The sequence below is a fragment of the Umezawaea sp. Da 62-37 genome, from assembly GCF_032460545.1.
Lineage (GTDB): Bacteria > Actinomycetota > Actinomycetes > Mycobacteriales > Pseudonocardiaceae > Umezawaea.
The window spans coordinates 6,791,255-6,808,393 of sequence record NZ_CP135965.1 but is presented as its reverse complement, the minus strand read 5'-3'; the positions used below and the strand labels follow the sequence as shown (position 1 = coordinate 6,808,393).

15 protein-coding genes are annotated in these 17,139 nt (G+C 72.9%); 11 read left to right on the top strand and 4 right to left on the bottom strand.

The window, feature by feature from the left end; genetic code table 11:
- Nucleotides 1-139 precede the first annotated feature (139 nt).
- Nucleotides 140-3,157, top strand: coding sequence for an AfsR/SARP family transcriptional regulator (locus RM788_RS31395; protein WP_315921796.1), 3,018 nt, complete (start codon nucleotides 140-142; stop codon nucleotides 3,155-3,157).
- Here RM788_RS31395 and RM788_RS31390 read toward each other — a convergent pair.
- Nucleotides 3,091-4,548, bottom strand: a complete 1,458-nt coding sequence (locus RM788_RS31390; protein ID WP_315921794.1) for an FAD-dependent monooxygenase — start codon at nucleotides 4,546-4,548, stop codon at nucleotides 3,091-3,093. The genes RM788_RS31395 and RM788_RS31390 overlap by 67 nt on opposite strands.
- A 99-nt stretch (nucleotides 4,549-4,647) precedes the next feature.
- Between RM788_RS31390 and RM788_RS31385 the strand changes: the two genes are divergently transcribed.
- The 4 genes from RM788_RS31385 (at nucleotide 4,648) to RM788_RS31370 (ending at nucleotide 8,477) form a co-directional block, all read left to right on the top strand.
- Nucleotides 4,648-5,460: an SAM-dependent methyltransferase gene (locus tag RM788_RS31385; protein WP_315921792.1), complete on the top strand. Its 813-nt coding sequence runs from the start codon at nucleotides 4,648-4,650 to the stop codon at nucleotides 5,458-5,460.
- Between the two features lie 36 nt (nucleotides 5,461-5,496).
- Complete coding sequence (locus RM788_RS31380) at nucleotides 5,497-6,681, top strand: NAD(P)/FAD-dependent oxidoreductase (RefSeq protein WP_315921790.1); 1,185 nt, start codon at nucleotides 5,497-5,499, stop codon at nucleotides 6,679-6,681.
- Nucleotides 6,678-7,061 (top strand): DUF5313 domain-containing protein, encoded by a 384-nt coding sequence (locus tag RM788_RS31375; RefSeq protein WP_315921788.1) that lies wholly within the window; start codon nucleotides 6,678-6,680, stop codon nucleotides 7,059-7,061. Before RM788_RS31380 ends, RM788_RS31375 begins: the two co-directional genes overlap by 4 nt.
- Nucleotides 7,062-7,172: 111 nt before the next feature.
- Complete coding sequence (locus RM788_RS31370) at nucleotides 7,173-8,477, top strand: MFS transporter (RefSeq protein ID WP_315921786.1); 1,305 nt, start codon at nucleotides 7,173-7,175, stop codon at nucleotides 8,475-8,477.
- Between the two features lie 7 nt (nucleotides 8,478-8,484).
- On the opposite strand, the gene RM788_RS31365 is transcribed toward RM788_RS31370, so the two are convergent.
- From RM788_RS31365 to soxR, 3 genes are all read right to left on the bottom strand, one after another.
- Nucleotides 8,485-9,249: an AfsR/SARP family transcriptional regulator gene (locus RM788_RS31365; protein ID WP_315921784.1), complete on the bottom strand. Its 765-nt coding sequence runs from the start codon at nucleotides 9,247-9,249 to the stop codon at nucleotides 8,485-8,487.
- A 133-nt stretch (nucleotides 9,250-9,382) separates the two neighbouring features.
- The gene (locus tag RM788_RS31360; RefSeq protein ID WP_315921782.1) at nucleotides 9,383-10,282 is read right to left on the bottom strand and encodes a pyridoxamine 5'-phosphate oxidase family protein; all 900 of its coding nucleotides are present in this window, start codon (nucleotides 10,280-10,282) and stop codon (nucleotides 9,383-9,385) included.
- A gap of 102 nt (nucleotides 10,283-10,384) precedes the next feature.
- Nucleotides 10,385-10,840, bottom strand: coding sequence for a redox-sensitive transcriptional activator SoxR (gene soxR, locus RM788_RS31355; protein ID WP_315921780.1), 456 nt, complete (start codon nucleotides 10,838-10,840; stop codon nucleotides 10,385-10,387).
- A gap of 52 nt (nucleotides 10,841-10,892) precedes the next feature.
- Here soxR and RM788_RS31350 point away from each other — a divergent pair, with 52 nt between their 5' ends.
- From RM788_RS31350 to RM788_RS31325, 6 genes are all read left to right on the top strand, one after another.
- Nucleotides 10,893-11,474, top strand: coding sequence for an NADPH-dependent FMN reductase (locus tag RM788_RS31350; protein WP_315921778.1), 582 nt, complete (start codon nucleotides 10,893-10,895; stop codon nucleotides 11,472-11,474).
- A gap of 13 nt (nucleotides 11,475-11,487) precedes the next feature.
- Nucleotides 11,488-12,063 carry an antibiotic biosynthesis monooxygenase gene (locus RM788_RS31345; protein ID WP_315921776.1) on the top strand — a complete coding sequence of 192 codons (576 nt, stop codon included), beginning with the start codon at nucleotides 11,488-11,490 and terminating at the stop codon, nucleotides 12,061-12,063.
- Nucleotides 12,064-12,195: 132 nt separating this feature from the next.
- Nucleotides 12,196-13,968 carry a peroxidase family protein gene (locus tag RM788_RS31340; RefSeq protein WP_315921774.1) on the top strand — a complete coding sequence of 591 codons (1,773 nt, stop codon included), beginning with the start codon at nucleotides 12,196-12,198 and terminating at the stop codon, nucleotides 13,966-13,968.
- A 9-nt stretch (nucleotides 13,969-13,977) separates the two neighbouring features.
- Complete coding sequence (locus RM788_RS31335) at nucleotides 13,978-14,949, top strand: sensor histidine kinase (RefSeq protein ID WP_315921772.1); 972 nt, start codon at nucleotides 13,978-13,980, stop codon at nucleotides 14,947-14,949.
- The gene (locus tag RM788_RS31330; protein ID WP_315934811.1) at nucleotides 14,949-15,560 is read left to right on the top strand and encodes a response regulator; all 612 of its coding nucleotides are present in this window, start codon (nucleotides 14,949-14,951) and stop codon (nucleotides 15,558-15,560) included. Before RM788_RS31335 ends, RM788_RS31330 begins: the two co-directional genes overlap by 1 nt.
- Before the next feature lie 368 nt (nucleotides 15,561-15,928).
- Entirely contained in the window at nucleotides 15,929-16,633 is a 705-nt protein-coding gene (locus RM788_RS31325) for a TetR/AcrR family transcriptional regulator (protein WP_315921770.1), read from the top strand.
- The last annotated feature ends 506 nt before the right edge of the window (nucleotides 16,634-17,139 follow it).

Below are 17,139 nucleotides of genomic sequence, written 5' to 3'. Positions count from 1 at the left end.
GCCAACGATAACCAACGATCCGCGGACCACCGACGCCTCGGGCGGCGCGTCCGCGGTCTCCGGGGGTGCACGGGGTTCGGGAACTCGTAGTGGCGCCATTGTCCGTCCGCGTTCCCGGCTGCACAAGAATGGGGGCGTGATGCGGATCGGAATACTGGGACCGTTGGAGGTGCGCGGTTCCGACGGCGCTCCGATCACGATCGGCGGGGGCGGTCCGCGGGCGCTGCTGGTGCGGCTCGCGCTGGCGAAGGGCCGCGTCGTGAGCCCCGCCACGTTGTGCGCCGACCTGTGGCCGGAGGCCCCTCCGGCGGACCCGACGGCGACGTTGCAGTCCCTGGTCGCCCGGCTGCGGCGCGCGCTGGACGCCGACACGGGCGTCGGCAGGGCCGCGATCGGCTCGCGGCCGACGGGGTACCTGCTCGACCTGCCGCCGGACGCGGTGGACGCCTGGGAGTTCGAACGGCTGGTCGGCGCGGCCGGGTCCGCGGACCCCGCGCGGGCCGCGGTGCTGCTGCGGGAGGCGCTGGCGCTGTGGCGGGGCGAGCCGCCGTTCGACGGGCCGCGGCTGGCCGAGCTGCGGCTGACCGCCGTCGAGGACCTGGCGGACACCGGCGCGACCGGGCTGGTCCCGGAGCTGACCGGGCTGTGCGCGGCGCACCCGCTGCGGGAACGGGCGCACGTGCGGCTGGTGCGGGCGCTGTGCGCGGAGGGCAGGCAGGCCGAGGCGCTGCGGGTGCACGAGCGGATCCGGCGGGCGCTGGCCGACGAGCTCGGCTCCGATCCCGGCCAGGAGCTGCGCGAGGCGCACCTGGCCGCGTTGCGGGCCGAGGCGGCGCCGTCGGGCGGCAACGTGCCCGCGCGCTGGACGTCGTTCGTGGGCCGGGAGTCCGATCTGGAGCAGGTGGGTTCGCGGTTGCGGGACAACCGGCTGGTCACGCTGACCGGTCCGGGCGGCGTCGGCAAGACGCGGCTCGCGCTGGAGGTGGCGGCCCGGCTGCCGGTGGAGGCGTGGGTCGTCGAGCTGGGCGCGGTGACCGACCCGGACCGGGTGGTGCCCGCCGTGCTCGCGCTGCTCGGCCGCCCCAGCGTGGGCGTGCTGCCCGAACCCGGTCCGGCCGACGCCGTGGACCGGCTGCTGGAGATCGTCGCGAACCGGCGGATGGTGCTGGTGCTGGACAACTGCGAGCACCTGGTGGACACCGTGGCGGTGCTCGTCGACCGGCTGCTGTCCCGGACGGCCGCGCTGCGGGTGCTGGCCACCAGCCGCGAACCCCTTGGTCTCACCGGCGAAGCGCTGCACCCGGTGTCCACTTTGGACTCCGCCGCTCGGGTGGCGCTGTTCGCCGACCGCGCTTGCGCCGTGCGTCCGGGTTTCACCGTCACACCGGACGTCGAGCGGGTGTGCCGGGAGCTGGACGGACTGCCGCTGGCGATCGAGCTGGCCGCGGCCAGGTTGCGGTCGATGACACCGGGCCAGCTGGCCGAGCGGATCGGCGACCGCTTCCGGCTGCTGGACCGCGGCGACCGCACGGCGGCGGCCCGGCACCGGACGCTGCGGGCGGTGGTCGACTGGAGCTGGGACCTGCTGGCCGACGACGAGCGAGCGCTGTTGGCCGGGCTGTCGGTGTTCGCGGGCGGCGCCACCGCCGACGCGGTGCGCGACGCCCGCACCGACGACGATCCGCTGGACCTGTTGTCCGCCTTGGTGGACAAGTCGCTGGTGGTCGTCGCGGAGCACGACGGGGAGGTCCGGTACGGGCTGCTGGCGACCGTGCGGGAGTACGCCGCCGAGAAGCTGGGCCCGGCGACCGCGGCGGTCCGCGACCGGCACGCGGAGTGCTTCGCGACGTGGGCCGAGACGGCCGAACCCGAGGTGCGCGGGCACGACCAGCGGCGGTGGCTGGCGCGGCTGGACCGGGAGCGCGGCAACCTCGACGCCGCGCTGGACCACGCGCTGGCCACCGGTCGGGTGGACCTCGCGCTGCGGCTGTTCACCGCCCGGCTGTGGCCGTGGTTCGTCCGCGGCGCCCGCCGGGAGGCGGTGGACCGGGCGGTGGCCGTGCTGCGGGCCGCCGGACCGGTGGCGCCCGCCGGGCTGGAGGACGCGCACGTGCTGTGCCGCCTGGCCAACGGCGAGTACGAGCCGAGCGCGGACGACGGGGACGCGCTCACGCGGATCGCGCACCCGGCGCTGTTCGCGGCGTGGACGTTCGGCGCCTGGATGCCCGACGACCCGCTGCGGTACGCCACCTCGATGGCCGACCGGTTCTCCGGGAACCCCGATCCGTGGCTGAAAGCGTTCGGGCACCTGATGCACGGCATCGTGGCCGCCGAGATGACCCCCGGCGGCACGCCGTCGGCCGAACGGCACCTGCGGAGCGCGCTCACGGGCTTCGACCGCGCGGGCGACCGGTGGGGGCGGACGTTCGCCTGCTACGAGCTGTCCGTGGTGCTGGACAACCGCGGTGACGCGCCCGGCGCGGTGGCCGCGTTGGACGACGCCCGCGCGAGCAGCGCCGTGCTCGGCGGCGACGACGCGCTGCTCGGGCCGGTCATGCTGCTGACCACCTCCGCGCGGCTGCGGGCGCGGGCCGGCCTGCACGACGACACCGAACTGGACCTGGCGCGGGAGATCGCCGAGCGCACCGGTGCCGCGGCGCTGGCCAGGGTGCTGCACGCCCGCGCCGACGTCGCGCGGCACCGGGGCGACTGGGCGGCGGCGGACCGGTGGCTCGACGAGTCCTGGGCCGTCGTGCGGGCCATCGACCCCGCCGACGACCTCCAGCCCACCCCGCACTTCGTCGTCCTCCTGCACAGCACCGCCGCCCACGTGCGGGCCCACCTCGGCCGGGCGGAGGAGGCCCGTGACCGGCACCGGGTGGCGCTGGAGCTGGCCGCGGCCGTCCTCGACGGCCCGCTGCGCGCGCTCGTGGTGGAGAACGCCGCCCAGTGGTGCCTCGACCAGGGGTTCCCCGAGCAGGCGGCGGCCGCGCTCGGGGCGGCCTCCGCGCTGCGCGGCGTCGAGGACACCCTCGACCCCGACGTGCTGGCGCTGCGGGCCCGCTGCGTCGAGGCCCTCGGGGAGGACGGCTACCGGGAGGCCTCCGAACGCGGGAGGGTCGAACCGGTGGCACTGGCGGCGATCGGGTCCAGGTAGGCGTCGACCGCGGCGCGGTCGTCGGCGACCAGGCCGACGTACCCGTCGGGGCGGACGACGACGAACCCGTCCACGCCGTAGGCGGCGCCCAGGTGGCCGTCGGTGTCCACGAGCGTGCGGTCACCGACCACGGCGAGTCCGTCGCGCAGCTCCAGGACCGTCCACCGCGGACCCCGGAACACCTCGAACAGCCTGGTGGGCAAGCCGTTCTCGTGGCACGGCGCGTCCGGCGCGCGGTCGCCCGCCGGCAGCGGTCCCGGCACCGCGCGGTCGTCGCGGCTGAGCGGGCCGCCGCGGTAGTTCAGGCCGAGCTGGTGGAACTCGGAGCCGCGCTGGTAGGCGCCCTCGTCCCCCTCCATGAGCCGCTTGAGGGTGCGCGCGGCCAGTTCCAGCACGCCCTGGGCGATCGGCTCCCGCTCGACGGCGTAGGTGTCGACCAGCCCACGGGAGGTGGCGAGCTTCCAGCCGAGGTTGTACGCGTCCTGGACGCCGGTGTTGAGGCCCTGTCCGCCGGTGGGCGGGCAGACGTGCGCCGCGTCGCCCGCGAGCAGCACCCGGCCGTCCTGGAACCGCTCGGCGGTGCGGACGTTGGCCCGCCACACCGTCGCCCAGACGACCTCGCGGATCCGGATGTCGGTGCGGCCGGAAGCGGTGTCCACCAACTCCTGCAACCACTCATGCGTCGGCTCGGCGCCGTCGGCGGGCGGCGGGCCCGCCAGGTTGAAGAGGTCCGGGACCGCCAGCGGCGTCAGCGCGAGACCGTCGCCCTCGTGCATCCACACGTAGCCGTGCGAGTGGTCGAGGCCGTCGACCAGGACGTCGGCGAGCATCGCCTTGGTGGTCTCGTCGGTGTCGCCGACGAACGCGATGCCCGCCCCCTTGCGCACGGTGCTGCGACCGCCGTCGGCGCCGACCAGGTGGTCGACGCGGACCTCCTCCTCCACGCCGTCGTGCCGCAGGGTCGCGGTCACGCCGTCGGCGTCCTGGACGAAGCCGACCAGCTCGGTGGCCAGTTCGACCCGTCCGCCGAACTCGGCGAGCCGGGCCCGCAGGATCTCCTCGGTGCGGTACTGCGGCACGAACCAGAGGTTCGGGTGCGGCACGTCCGGCGTGGGCTCGGTCAGCTCCGCCATCCGCATCTCGGCCACGACCTCGGCCCCGTTGTAGACGCGCATGAGCGGCGCGCCCGTGCCCGCCGCCATGATCGCGTCGAGCACGCCGAGGTCCTCGAACACCTCCAGCGTGCGCGGCTGGAGGCCGTCCCCGCGCGAGCCGGGGAAGTACGAGGACGCCCGTTCGACGATCCGGTGCGGGACGCCGCGGCGAGCGAGGTCGCAGGCGAGGGTGAGGCCGGTCGGACCGGCTCCCACGATCAGGACCTGGGTGTTCATGGTGTCTCCACGGTGTCGGGTGTCGATTCCCGACCACTGTCGCGGGGCCCGCTGCCGGATCGCCGTCAGCGCGCTGTCACGGGCTGTCACACTTGGGCGATGGCACGACCGGACTGGGCACCCCACGAGATCGACCTCGAACGACCGAGCATCGCGCGGGTCTACGACTACTGGCTCGACGGAGCCCACAACTTCGCGGCCGACCGGCAGCTGGCCGACCAGGCGGTGGGCATCATGCCCAGCCTGAAGTCGGCGATCATGGGGAACAGGGCGTTCCTGCGCAGAGCCGTGAAGCACCTGGCGGCGGCGGGCGTGCGGCAGTTCCTCGACCTCGGATCGGGCATCCCGACCGTCGGCAACGTGCACGAGGTGGCCCGGCAGGAGGCCCCGGAGTCGCGCGTGGTCTACGTCGACATCGACCCCGTCGCCGTGGCGCACAGCCGGTCGCTGCTCCGCGACGACCCGCGGGTGACCGTGCTCCAGTCCGACATCCGCGACCCGGAGACGATCCTCTCCTCCCCCGAGGTGCGCGACCTGCTGGACCTGGAGCAGCCCGTCGCGGTGCTCATGGTCGCGCTGCTGCACTTCATGCCGGACTCCGAGGACCCGCTGGGGATCATCGCGGGCTACCGCGACCGGCTGGTGCCCGGCAGCTACCTCGCCCTGTCGCACCTGGGCGTCGAACCGGGCGAGGAGCCCGAGGGCTGGCTGCGCTACCGGGACCTGTACGCGGCCTCGGTCACCCCGCTGGTCTCGCGCGGCAAGGTCGCCGTCACGGCCCTGTTCGACGGGTTCGAACTGGTCGAGCCGGGTGTGGCGCGGATGCCGCTGTGGCGGCCGGAGTCGCTGGACGACCTGGACGACGACTGCGCGCTGTTCCCCGGTTTCGCGGGGGTCGGCCGCAAGCCCTGACCTGCCCGGAGCGCCGCGGGGGTGTACTACGGGTGCATGACGATCGTGATCGTGGGCGGCGGCCTCGCGGGGGCCAGGACCGCGCAGGCCCTGCGCGACCAGGGGTTCGACGGTGACGTCGTGCTGGTCGCGGGCGAGCGGCACCACCCGTACGAGCGGCCGCCCCTGTCCAAGGGCTACCTCGGCGGCAAGGACGGCCGGTCGAGCTTCGCGGCGTTCCCGGACGGGTGGTACGCCGAGCACCGGATCGACCTGCGGACGGGCGTGACGGCCACGGCGGTCGACCGCGAGGCGCGCCGGGTCGTGCTCGACGACGGGTCGTCGGTCGACTACTCGCAGGTGGTGCTGGCCACCGGGTCGCGGCCGCGACGGCTGGACGTGCCGGGTGCGGAGTCGGCACTGCACCTGCGGACCGTGGAGGACTCGGACCGGCTGCGGGAGAGCTTCCGGGCGGGTGAACGGCTGGTCGTGGTCGGCGCGGGGTGGATCGGGCTGGAGGTCGCGTCGATCGCCCGGCAGGCGGGGGTCGGGGTGACCGTCGTGCACTCGTCACGGGTGCCGTTGCGGCGGGCGCTCGGACCCGAGGTGGCGCGGGTGTTCGTGGCGCTGCACGAGGAGAACGGGGTCGTCTTCCGGTTCGACGCGGAGGTCGTGGAGATCACCGCCGACGGGGTGCGGCTGGGTGACGGGACCACGCTGCCCGCCGAGCACGTGCTGGTCGCGGTGGGTGCGGAGCCGAACGCGGAGTTGGCCTCGGACGCCGGGCTGGAGGTCGACGACGGGATCGTGGTCGACGCGACCCTGCGCACCGCCGACCCGGACGTGTTCGCGGTCGGCGACGTGGCCAACGCCTACCACCCGGTGCTGGAGCGGTACCTCCGCGTCGAGCACTGGGCGAACGCGACCGGGCAGCCCGCCACCGTCGCCGCCGCGATCCTCGACCGGGGCGCGAGCTACCAGGAGCAGCCGTACTCCTTCACCGACCAGTACGACCTGGGCATGGAGTTCGTCGGCACGATCGACGGCTACGACCGGGTCGTGTTCCGCGGCGACGTCGACGGGCGGGAGTTCATCGCGTTCTGGTTGAAGGACGGTGTGGTGCTCGCGGGCATGAACGTCAACGTGTGGGACGTGTCGGAGCGGATCAGGGCGTTGATCGGCACCTCCCCCGACCTCGACCGGCTCACCGGCGCAGGGGTGGGCTCTAGTCTCGGTCTGTGACCCGCAGCAGGCCCGGCCCCGTCCTCTGGCTCTGGTACGCCGTGGGCGGGCGGCTCCCCGACCGCCACCGCGAGTGGGTGCTGCACGACGTCACGGCCCGGACGTGGGTCGTGCGGCACCTGGTGCGCGGACTGGTGCAGATGTCGCCGATCTTCCTGCTGGTGCTGCTGCCGGGGCCGTTGTGGGTGCGGCTGCTGTCGTGCCTGCTGGGCATCCTGGTCGGGTTCTTCTACTCGGTCTCGTACATGGAGCAGACGACCGAGCAGCGCCTGGTCAAGCAGGGCTACCCGCGCGGTACCGGCCGCGCGACCCGGCGCGCGGCGCACTCCGACGAGGACGCCCGCGTGCAGGCCGCCTACGAGGCCCGCTACCGGCCCTAGCGGTAGCGCTGGGGCGGGCGGGGCAGTGCCGGACAGCACGGGGACAGGGCCAGGACAGAACGGGCCGGTGCACTGGTGGTCTCTCCCGCACAGTGCCAGGAGGCACCAGCAATGACCACCAGCCAGGTCTCCCCACCGGTGCCCGTCCGCCCCCGCGTGACACCGTCGTCACTGGGGCGGCTCGTGTTCGGGCTGATCATCTCGAAGACGTCGCTGAACCTCTCGCTCGTGGTACCCCTGCAACTGCTGTTGACGCTGAAGCTGACCTCGGTGCTGAACGGGGCCAGCGCCGCGTCGTCGTTCGGGCTGGTCACCGGGATCGGCGCGCTGGTGGCGCTGGTGTTCAACCCGATCGTCGGGCGGATCAGCGACGCGACGACCGCGCGGTTCGGGCGACGCCGGACGTGGCTGCTGTTCGGGGCGACGACCGGCGGGTTCGCGCTCGCGGGTGTGGGCATGGCGACCGAGGTGTGGCACGTCGTCGTGCTGTGGAGCCTCGTGCAGTGGCTGTTCAACTTCCAGCAGATCGCGACCGACGCGCTGTTCGCCGACCAGGTCGAGGTGCGGCGGCAGGGGCGGGTCGCCGGGGTGCTCGGGCTGCCGGGGCTGCTCGGGCCGTTGATCGGGTTGTCACTGGTCAGCACGGTGCCCGCCGGGTCGGCGGGGCAGTGGTACCTGTTGACGGCGGTGGCCGTGACGGCGGGTGTGATCAGCGTGTTCCTGGTGCGGGACGTGCCCGCGGACCGGGTGACGCGGCCGCCCGTGGACGTGAAGGCGATGCTGCGGACGTTCTGGATCGACCCGCGCCACCACCCGGCGTTCGCCTGGGCGTGGCTGGTGCGGTTCCTGAACTGCTGCGCGATCGCGACGGTGGCGTTCACCGGGGTCTACATGACCGACCGGTTCGCGCTCGACCCCGACCAGGTCAGTTCGACGATCCTGAAGGCCGTCCTGCTGTCGGTGACGGTGCAGACGCTGTCGGGGCTGTTCTCCGGTTTCCTGTCCGACAGGCTGAAGCGGCAGAAGCCCTTCGTCGCCGTGGCGGGGCTGTTCGCCGCGACCGGGACGATGGGGGTGGCGTTCGCGCCGTCGTACGAGTTCGTGTTCGTCGCGATCGGTGTCCAGGCGGTCGGGTTCGGGACGTTCATCGCGGTGGACTTCGCGCTGTGCGTGCGGCTGCTGCCCAACCCCGCCGACGCGGGCAAGGACCTCGGGGTGCTCGACCTGGCGACGTCGCTGCCGCAGTCGATCGTGCCGCTGCTGGGCGTGGTCCTGTTGCCGTTGGGCGGTTTCCCGCTGTTCTACGGCACGCTGGTGGTCGTCGGGTTCATCGGGATGGCGGCCCTGCTGCGGGTGCCCGAGATCGGTGACGAGGAGCACGGCGGGCGCTGGTCGGTGCCGGTCGTCCGGAAGTGACCCGGTGTCACGCCCACATCGGGACCAGTCCGCCGGAGAGCGCGCGGTCCTGGCGCAGCACGGCCCTGTGCAGTTCGCGCAGGCCCGGCAGCGGGTCGAGGCCCAGCGACTCGGCGAGGCGGCGGCGGGCGGTGTCGTAGACCGACAGCGCCTCGGCCTGCCGTCCACACCGGTACAGCGCGAGCATCAGCTGCTTGAGGAGCCGTTCGCGCAACGGGTTCTCGGCGACCAGCAGCGTGAGTTCCGGCACGAGGTCCTCGTGCCGGAACAGGGCGAGGTCCGCTTCGACGGCGAGTTCCCGCGCGCCGAGGCGGAGTTCGGCCAGCCTGGCCCGCTCCCCCGTCACGGACAGCGCGTCCGCCACGTCGGCCAGCGGCGGACCGCGCCACACCGCGTCCGCCCCGCGCAGCGCGTCGCTCGCCTGCTGGAACCGCCGCAGCACCAGGAGTTCCCGGCCCTGCCGGTGCAGGCCCTGGAAGACGTCCACGTCGAGTTCGCCGGGCAGCACCGCCAGCCGGTAGCCGGAACTGCGCGTCTCCAGCCGCGTCCCGAGGACGTTGCGCAGCTTGGCGACGTGCAGGTGCAGGGCGTTGACCGGGTCCTTGGCCGCGCGGTCGCGCCAGCACTCGTCGATCAGCCGGTCGCGTGAGATGAACTCGTTGGCGCGCAACAGCAACAGGGCGAGGATCGCCCGGCGCAGGTCGCCGAGGCCCGCCACGGGGACGCCGTCGTCGGTGACGACCTCGGTGTGTCCGAGCAGGGCGAAGCGCATGTCGGTCTACCTCCCTGGCCGCCGTCGGTCGGGCGGGAACAGCCGGCAGCTAAACCGACGCGGCGACGGCGGACCAGGGTGTGGACGCGATGCGCCCCGTTGTGCCCGGTGGTGATTCCCTTGAGGACCCTTCCTACGGGTGCCGGCGGACCGAGTCCGCCACGGCCGTGAACCCGGCCCAGTCGACGCGGGGCCTGCCAAGGCCGCGCTTCGCCAGGTAGTCGCGGGTGCTGCGGCGGGTCCGGCGGATGGTGCTCCACGCCGACCCCGCGGGCCGGACCTCCCGCGACGGGACCAGCGACCACCCACCCGGTCCGCCGGTCAGCTCGCCGCGGACCAGCACGAACTTCGCGCCGGCCAGCTGCTCGTCGTGCCGGTGCCCGAGCAGGCTCGCCCGCCCCGGCCTGATCTCCGCGTCCTCTGGGACGTCCACGGCGAACCCCGTCTCCCCCGGCACCGGGCGCACCCGGAACAGCGTGGGCGCGCCATCACCGTCGCGGACACCGAGCACAGCGCTCGGGAAGTCGGCGAGGGCCGCGGCGCCGAGCAGCGGCGTCGCGGCGGGACGTCCGTCCACGGCCGGCAGCCGCGGGCGCGACGTCACGGCGGTCGGGGTGACCGTGATGACCAGCCGCATGTAGTACCAGTCCACGACCGGTCGGACCGGCGGCTTGAGGTAGGCCCGACTGGAGGGCTGCCGTTCGAACAGCATCGCCCAGTAGTCCGCCAGGTCGCCCGGCGTGGTGGTGATCTCGTCCGGGCACGTCGCGGTGCCGTGCACGAGGACCTGCGGCGGCGCGTCGAGCCCGCTGCCGGTGGGGTCGGAGAACAACAGCGCCACCCGGCCGTCGCGGCGGATGTTGAACGCCTTCTGCGGGAAGCCGAGCGAGGTCGTCAGGGTGAACGTGCCGTCCGGGTGGAGGCGGGCGGAAACCGGCCAGGTGACCGGGGTTCCGTCCTTCGCCAGGGTGGACAGCTCGCAGGTGCGGTGGGCGGCCACTGCCGCGGCCAGGCTTCGATCGAGAAGGGACACGGCGGCAGCCAAGCGGATCGGGGAGCCGCGGGTCGGCGAACCGGGCCGATGTGCCCCGTCGTACGCGGCGGGTTTCCCCGGCGCACCCCGGACGGCGGACCGCTACGGGTCGAGCAGCCGTCGTGGTCCGACGCCCACCGCGCCCAACTGGTCGTCCGGGTTGACCAGGGCGCACTTGTCGAACGAGAGGCAGCCGCAGCCGATGCACTCGGTGAAGCGGTCGCGCATCCGCTCCAGCTTCTCGATCCGGGCGTTGATCTCCTCGCTCCAGCAGCCGGACGCGCGTTCCCAGAACTCGCGCGTCGGCGGAACCCCTTCGGGCAGCAGGGCGAGCACGTCGCCGATGGCCGCCAGCGGGATGCCGAGGTGGTGCGAGGCGCGGATGAACGCGACCTGCCGCAGCACCACGCGGTGGTAGCGGCGCTGGTTGCCCGTGGTGCGGCGGCTGCGGATCAGCCCCTGCCGCTCGTAGAACCGCAGCGCCGACGTGGGAACGCCGCTGCGGTCGGACAGTTCGCCGATGGTGATCTCGTGGACGTCCGCCGGGAGCTGGGCCATACCTGCCAGCCTAGCTTGACTTGAACCTCTGTTTAAGTTCGATGCTTCACCCATGACCACACCACTCCGGCTCGCGATCATCGCGAGCAGCACCCGTGACGGCCGGTTCGGACCGACCGTCGCCACCTGGTTCACCGGCCTCGCCCGGCAGCGCGCGGACCTCGACGTCACGGTGGTCGACCTGGCCGAAACCCCGTTGCCCGCCACGATGACCAGCGCGTTGTCCGCCGAGGACGTCGCACGGCTGGGCGCCGTGACGCCGAGGCTCGACGCCGCGGACGCGTTCGTCGTCGTGACGCCGGAGTACAACCACAGCTATCCGGCGTCGCTGAAGAACGCCATCGACTGGCACTTCACCCAGTGGCGGGCCAAGCCCGTCGGGTTCGTGTCCTACGGCGGGGTGTCCGGCGGGCTGCGGGCCGTGGAGCACCTGCGGCAGGTGTTCGCCGAGCTGCACGCCGTGACGGTCCGGGACACGGTCAGCTTCCACGGGGCTGCGGCGCTGTTCGACGGGGACGGTCAGCCGAAGGAGCCGGAGGGGTGCGGGAAGGCCGCGGGAGCGCTGCTCGACCGGCTCGTCTGGTGGAGCGACGCGCTGCGCGAAGCCCGTGCCAAGAACCCCTACGCCGCTTAGGAAGGACTTCACCATGCTTGATCTCGACCGCGACGGTGTGGACACGATCCTGGTCACCCGGTGGACCGCCGACGATGCCGCCGCTTCGGTGGGGGAAGCGCTTGCCGAGTGGGGGCCGAAGGCCGACGGGCTGTTGTCCGTCACGGGTTTCGCCGGTACCGACGGGACTTCCGCGTTGCTCTACGAGCAGTGGGCGGGCAGTCCGACGTCACGCCGGGAGGGTTCCGTCGAGTACACGATGTACCGGGCGTTGACGCGCCCGGACTCGCCCGAGGTGGGGTGCGTGGTCGTCGTGGAGGCCGAGTTCGACGGTGCCGACGTGCGGACGTGGGTCGACACCGTGCTGGACGCGCTGGCCACCGACGAGGAACCGGCCGAGGGCGGGATCTCGGCGCACTTCCACACGAGCGCGGACGGCAGGCGTGCGCTGAACTACGCCGAGTGGACGTCCGAGGAGGCTCACGCCGCGGCGTTGGCGAACTCCGGGCAGGGGACCGTCGGCCTGGGTGAGAAGTGGCGGCGCGTCAAGGAGTTCCCCGGTGTGCTGAACGGCGGCTTCACCCGGTTCGTCGTGGTGGGCGGGGTGTAGGCCGGTAGCGGGTCCGGTGGCCGCGCGGTCGCGTCGTGGCCGCCGGGACGCCGTGCGGCCGTTCGGGCTAAGGGGTTCGCACGGGCGCGCTACGGATGTGCCCGGCACCCGCGCCCCACCAGCATGATCGCCATGGGACACAGGAGATCGTTGGCGTTGCTGGTGGCGGTCGTGGCGGGGTCCTCGCTGTTGACCGGCACCGCGGGTGCGCGGGTCGCCTTCGAGGTGCAGAGCCTCGACGGGCGGGGGAACAACAGGGCGCACCCGGAGTGGGGACAGGCCGGGGAGGACTACTCGCGGGTGGCGGCGGCGCGTTACGCCGACGGGATCGGGGTGCCCGTCGGCGGGCCGAGTCCGCGGTACCTGAGCAATCGGGTGTTCGCCGACGGCGGGGTGACGCGGACGTCCGAGCGCGGGGTCAGCCAGTGGGGGACGGCCTGGGGGCAGTTCCTGGACCACTCGTTCGGGCTGCGCAAGGCAGGTGGGGAGCAGGGGGAGATCCCGTTCGTCAACGGGGCGGCGATGGAGGACTTCCACAGCGACATCCCGTTCGTGCCCTTCGGGCGCAGTGCGGCGTCCGCGGGTACCGGGGTGACGACGCCGCGCCAGCAGGACAACAAGCTGAACTCCTACCTGGACGCGGAAGCCGTGTACGGGAACGCGCCGGACCGGCTGGCCTGGATGCGCGACGGGGCGAAGCTGCTCATGCCGGACGACCTGCTGCCGCGCCGGGACGCGCGGGGTGACGTCGCGACGGCTCCCGGTGCGGACGACCCGATCGGGATGGGGCCTCGGGCCGTGGTCACGGGGGACGACCGGGGCAACGAGAACGTGTCGCTGACGGCGGTGCAGACGTTGCTCGCCCGTGAGCACAACAGGATCGTGGCGCTGCTGCCCGCGTCGCTGCCGGAGGAGCAGCGGTTCCAGTTGGCGCGCAAGGTGGTCATCGCCACGCAGCAGTACATCACCTACACCGAGTTCCTGCCCGCGCTCGGTGTCCGGCTCGCGCCCTACCGCGGTTACGACCCGACCGTGGACGCCACGCTGTCCAACGAGTTCGCCACGGTCGGCTACCGGGCGCACAGCATGTTGCGCGGCAACGTGGTGGTGCGCACGGAGAAGTCCCGGTACACCACGGCGCAGCTGGACGCCCTGCGCGCCAAGGGAGCCCGGATCGCGGAGACCGGGACGTCGGTCGAGATCACGATCCCGCCCGCGCTCGGGGCGTTCCGGCCGGAACTGGTCGGCGAGGTGCAGCTCGGACCGCTGCTGCAAGGGCTCGGCGGGCAGGCGCAGTCGCGCAACGACGAGCAGGTCGACGACGTCGTCCGCAGCCTGGCGCTGACCAGGACCGGGTGCGAGCCGAACTGCCAGACCGCGATCTTCGACGTCACCGCGATCGACGTGGAACGCGGCCGCGACCACGGGATCCCGGCGTACAACGACCTGCGCGCGGCCTACGGGCTGGCGCCGAGGGCGTCGTTCCAGGCCGTCACGGGTGAGGCGACCGAGGCGTTCCCGGCCGACCCGGAGCTGACGCCGGGCGCGGAGATCGACGACCCGGACAGCATCGACTTCGTGGCGCCCGACGTGCGGCGCACGACCGTCGCGGCCCGGCTCAAGGCGCTGTACGGCGACGTGGGCGGGCTGGACGCGTTCGTCGGCATGGTCGCCGAGCCGCACGTGCCGGGCACCGAGTTCGGCGAACTCCAGCTGGCGATCTGGAAGGAGCAGTTCCGGGCGATGCGCGACGGCGACCGGTTCTTCTACGACAACGACCCGGCGCTCACGGTGCTGCGGCAGCGCTTCGGCATCGACTTCCGGCACGACCTCGGTGACCTGGTCGCGCTGAACACCGACATCCCGCGCCGCGAACTGGCGCGCTCCGTGTTCCGCGTCTCCTAGCATCACGGGATGCGCATGGGGTCGCGCGGGCTGGTCGCGCTGGGGTGTCTGGGAGTACTGGGGTTCGGCTGCTTCCTGTGGGTGGTGCGGAACACCGCGCGACCGAGTCTGCCCGCGGTGGTCGTGATCACGCTGGCGGTCGTCGTGATCACCGTTGGGCCCTGGGTGGCGCTGGTGCACGCCCGGCTGCGCGAAGACCAGGAGGCCCTGCCGATGTTCCGGGTGGGGGTGGCGGTCGCGGTGCTGTTCGCCGTCGGCGGGGTCGCTTTCGTGCTGCCGCAGGGGTTCCGCGAGGAGTTCGCCTCGCCCGCGGTCATGCTGTCGTTCCTGACCGCGGGCGGGTTGGCGCTGGTCGGCGCGGTGGTGCTGCCGTGGCTGTTCCTGACCACCCGGATGCTCGCCAGGGAACGCGCCGCCAGGGCCCGCGCCGAGGAGCGCGCGGACCTGGCGGCGCACCTGCACGACTCGGTGCTGCAAGCGCTGACGCTGATCCAGAAGCACGCCGACTCCACCGAGGTCCGCAAGCTGGCCAGGAGCACCGAACGCGACCTGCGGTCGTGGCTGTACGGGCGGCAGCCGTTGGCGGGCAACGACTTCGCCGCCGCGGTGGCGGTGACCGCCGAGGTCGTGGAGGACTCGTTCGACGTCGTGGTGGAGCTGGTGTCCGTCGGCACGTGCGCGCTGGACACCCGGTCGCGCGCGGTGGTCGGCGCGATGCGGGAAGCCCTTGCCAACGCGGCGAAGCACGGCGGGGTCAGCCGGGTGTCGGTGTTCGCGGAGGTGACCGAGTCCGAGGTGTTCGCGCTGATCCGCGACCGCGGCCGGGGATTCGACCCGGCCGTCCGCAGTGGAGCGAACCGGAGGGGTATCGCGGACTCGATCGAGCGGCGGATGGCGCACGAGGGCGGCACGGCCGCGATCCGCACCGCGCCGGGCGAGGGCACCGAGGTGGAACTGCGCATGCCGTTGGCGCACGGGTGATCCGCGTGCTGGTGGTCGACGACCACGCCGTCGTCCGGTCCGGGGTGCGCGCCGAGATGGGGACCGACGTCGACGTGGTCGGCGAGGCCGAGGACGTCGGGACGGCGCTGGCCGCGATCGGCGCGCTGGCGCCGGACGTGGTGCTGCTGGACGTGCACCTGCCCGGCGGTGGCGGGCGGGCGGTGCTGGCGGCCGCCGTGCCCGCGTTCCCCGCGGTGCGGTTCCTGGCGCTGTCGGTGTCGGACGCCTCCCAGGACGTGATCGCGGTGATCCGGGCGGGCGCGCGGGGGTACGCGACCAAGGCGATCACCGGTTCGGAGCTGCGGGCCGCGATCCGGCGGGTGCACGCGGGCGACGCGTACTTCTCGCCGCACCTCGCCGGGTTCGTGCTGGACGCGTTCCGCGGCGACCCCGACCTCGACGGGCTCACCCCGCGCGAGCGCGACGTCCTGCGGCTCGTCGCCGCCGGGTACACCTACCGCGAGGTCGGCGAAAGGCTGTCGATATCCGGCCGGACGGTGGAGACGCACGCCGCCGCCGTGCTGCGCAAGCTGCAACTCCCGAACCGGCGGGAACTGTCGCGCTGGGCCAGGGCGCGCAAGCTGCTCTGACCTTTCCCGGAATCCTCGATCGACCATCGGGTACCGATCGGTTTTCCCGATGGCCAGGAGATTGCCGGCCGCCGGGAAAAGCATTGCGGCCTGCGGCGCACGGCGAGCCCGCCGTCGGACTCCACCCACGTCGTGGGCCGCCGCGGCTTCCGGCCCGACACCTCCACGACGACGGGGTCGGGCGCGTCAGCGCTGTCGGGCATCCCGTCGTGGGGTCGACGACGCGGGCCGGGCGTGGTCCGTCGCGCCGAGGCCGTCCTACCGCTGCTCGACGCGGACGTCGTCCTCTTCGCCGGCGACCTGCTGTCGCGGGGCGAATCCGGGACGTTCGCGCCTAACCCGTCATCAACAGGACACTCATCAAGGAAGTGGAAGCCGTCTACCGAATTGGCGATTTCCCGAAGGCGGTCGGCCGCGCGTCGAACTGGGGCAGAACCGGCAAGATCCCGGTCACCTTCCGACCCTATTCGGCTAAGGCTGATCGGTACCATAAAGCAATGGCGAACACCGGCGCAGATGTCGTACCGCTCAGCCCGCGCAAGCGCCTGCTGGCGGCGTCGATCAGGCTTTTCTACCGCAACGGCATACAGGCGACCGGTGTCAGCGAGCTCTGCGAGGTCGCGGGCGTCTCGAAGCGCACGCTCTACCAGCTCTACGGCGGCAAGGACGAGCTGATCGCGGCCTACCTGGAGCACATGAGCGACAAGCAGGTGATCCCGGTGGAGCGCAAGCTGTTCGACGACGGGCTGGCGCCCGCGGACCGGTTGGCGCAGCTGTTCGACCGGCCGGACCCGGAGCGGTTCCGGGGGTGCCCGTTCCACAACGCGAGCGTGGAGCTGACGACCCCCGGGCATCCGGCGCAGCCGGTGATCCACGCGTACAAGGAGAACTTCTGCCGTCGGATCGCGGATACGGCGAGGGAGGCGGGGTTGCGGGATCCGGAGGATCTGGGGAGGAGCTTGATGCTGTTGTACGAGGGGGCCAGTGCGTTGGCCACGTCGACGGGGGATGTGGCGGCTTTTGATTCGGCTCGGCCGGTGGCGGAGAAGTTGATCCGGGAGGCGGCTGCTTGAGGGGGTGTCGGTAGTTCGGTGCTGGGGGGTGTTTTGGGGCGGCGGGCGGGGGCCGTTGTGGGTGGGGGCCGCGTGTGGTCGCCGGTCTGGTTTTCGGCAGCTCGACACCGGGTATCGGTGGCCGCCGTTCTCCGGGTTCGGCCGACTTGACTTGGGGCCCCTCTTTTCGGCCCTCGGCGGTCTTGAAGGGCAGGTGGTGGTGACCTGCCCGCCGCCGCGAGGGTAGGGCCGAAAACCCCAAGTCAAGTCGGCCGAACAGATGCGGGCGCGCTCGCTGTCAGCTTGGTTCGGCGGTGTGCTCGGTGGTGTGGTGCTCGTGGGGATCGTTCGGTTGGGTGGTCTGTTCGGCGGCTTGTCGTGTCGGCCGCTTATCCCCTGTCCTGGGCGTCCACTCGCAGTAGGTGGAGGCGGCAGACTCGTCGTACGTAGCGGCTTGAGCGGCTGTCGGAGGGCACCACCAGGGTTGGTCTGGTGAGGATCTCGCCGTTGTAGCGGGTGGCGAGGAG

What these genes read in the sequence shown, in the direction of transcription:
- RM788_RS31340 (WP_315921774.1), top strand. Translation starts at nt 12,196, where the DNA reads ATGGGACACAGGAGATCGTTGGCGTTGCTGGTGGCGGTCGTGGCGGGG.
- RM788_RS31335 (WP_315921772.1), top strand. Translation starts at nt 13,978, where the DNA reads ATGCGCATGGGGTCGCGCGGGCTGGTCGCGCTGGGGTGTCTGGGAGTA.
- RM788_RS31350 (WP_315921778.1), top strand. Translation starts at nt 10,893, where the DNA reads ATGACCACACCACTCCGGCTCGCGATCATCGCGAGCAGCACCCGTGAC.
- RM788_RS31380 (WP_315921790.1), top strand. Translation starts at nt 5,497, where the DNA reads ATGACGATCGTGATCGTGGGCGGCGGCCTCGCGGGGGCCAGGACCGCG.
- RM788_RS31395 (WP_315921796.1), top strand. Translation starts at nt 140, where the DNA reads ATGCGGATCGGAATACTGGGACCGTTGGAGGTGCGCGGTTCCGACGGC.
- RM788_RS31390 (WP_315921794.1), bottom strand. Translation starts at nt 4,548, where the DNA reads ATGAACACCCAGGTCCTGATCGTGGGAGCCGGTCCGACCGGCCTCACC.
- RM788_RS31385 (WP_315921792.1), top strand. Translation starts at nt 4,648, where the DNA reads ATGGCACGACCGGACTGGGCACCCCACGAGATCGACCTCGAACGACCG.
- RM788_RS31345 (WP_315921776.1), top strand. Translation starts at nt 11,488, where the DNA reads ATGCTTGATCTCGACCGCGACGGTGTGGACACGATCCTGGTCACCCGG.
- RM788_RS31370 (WP_315921786.1), top strand. Translation starts at nt 7,173, where the DNA reads ATGACCACCAGCCAGGTCTCCCCACCGGTGCCCGTCCGCCCCCGCGTG.
- soxR (WP_315921780.1), bottom strand. Translation starts at nt 10,840, where the DNA reads ATGGCCCAGCTCCCGGCGGACGTCCACGAGATCACCATCGGCGAACTG.
- RM788_RS31365 (WP_315921784.1), bottom strand. Translation starts at nt 9,249, where the DNA reads ATGCGCTTCGCCCTGCTCGGACACACCGAGGTCGTCACCGACGACGGC.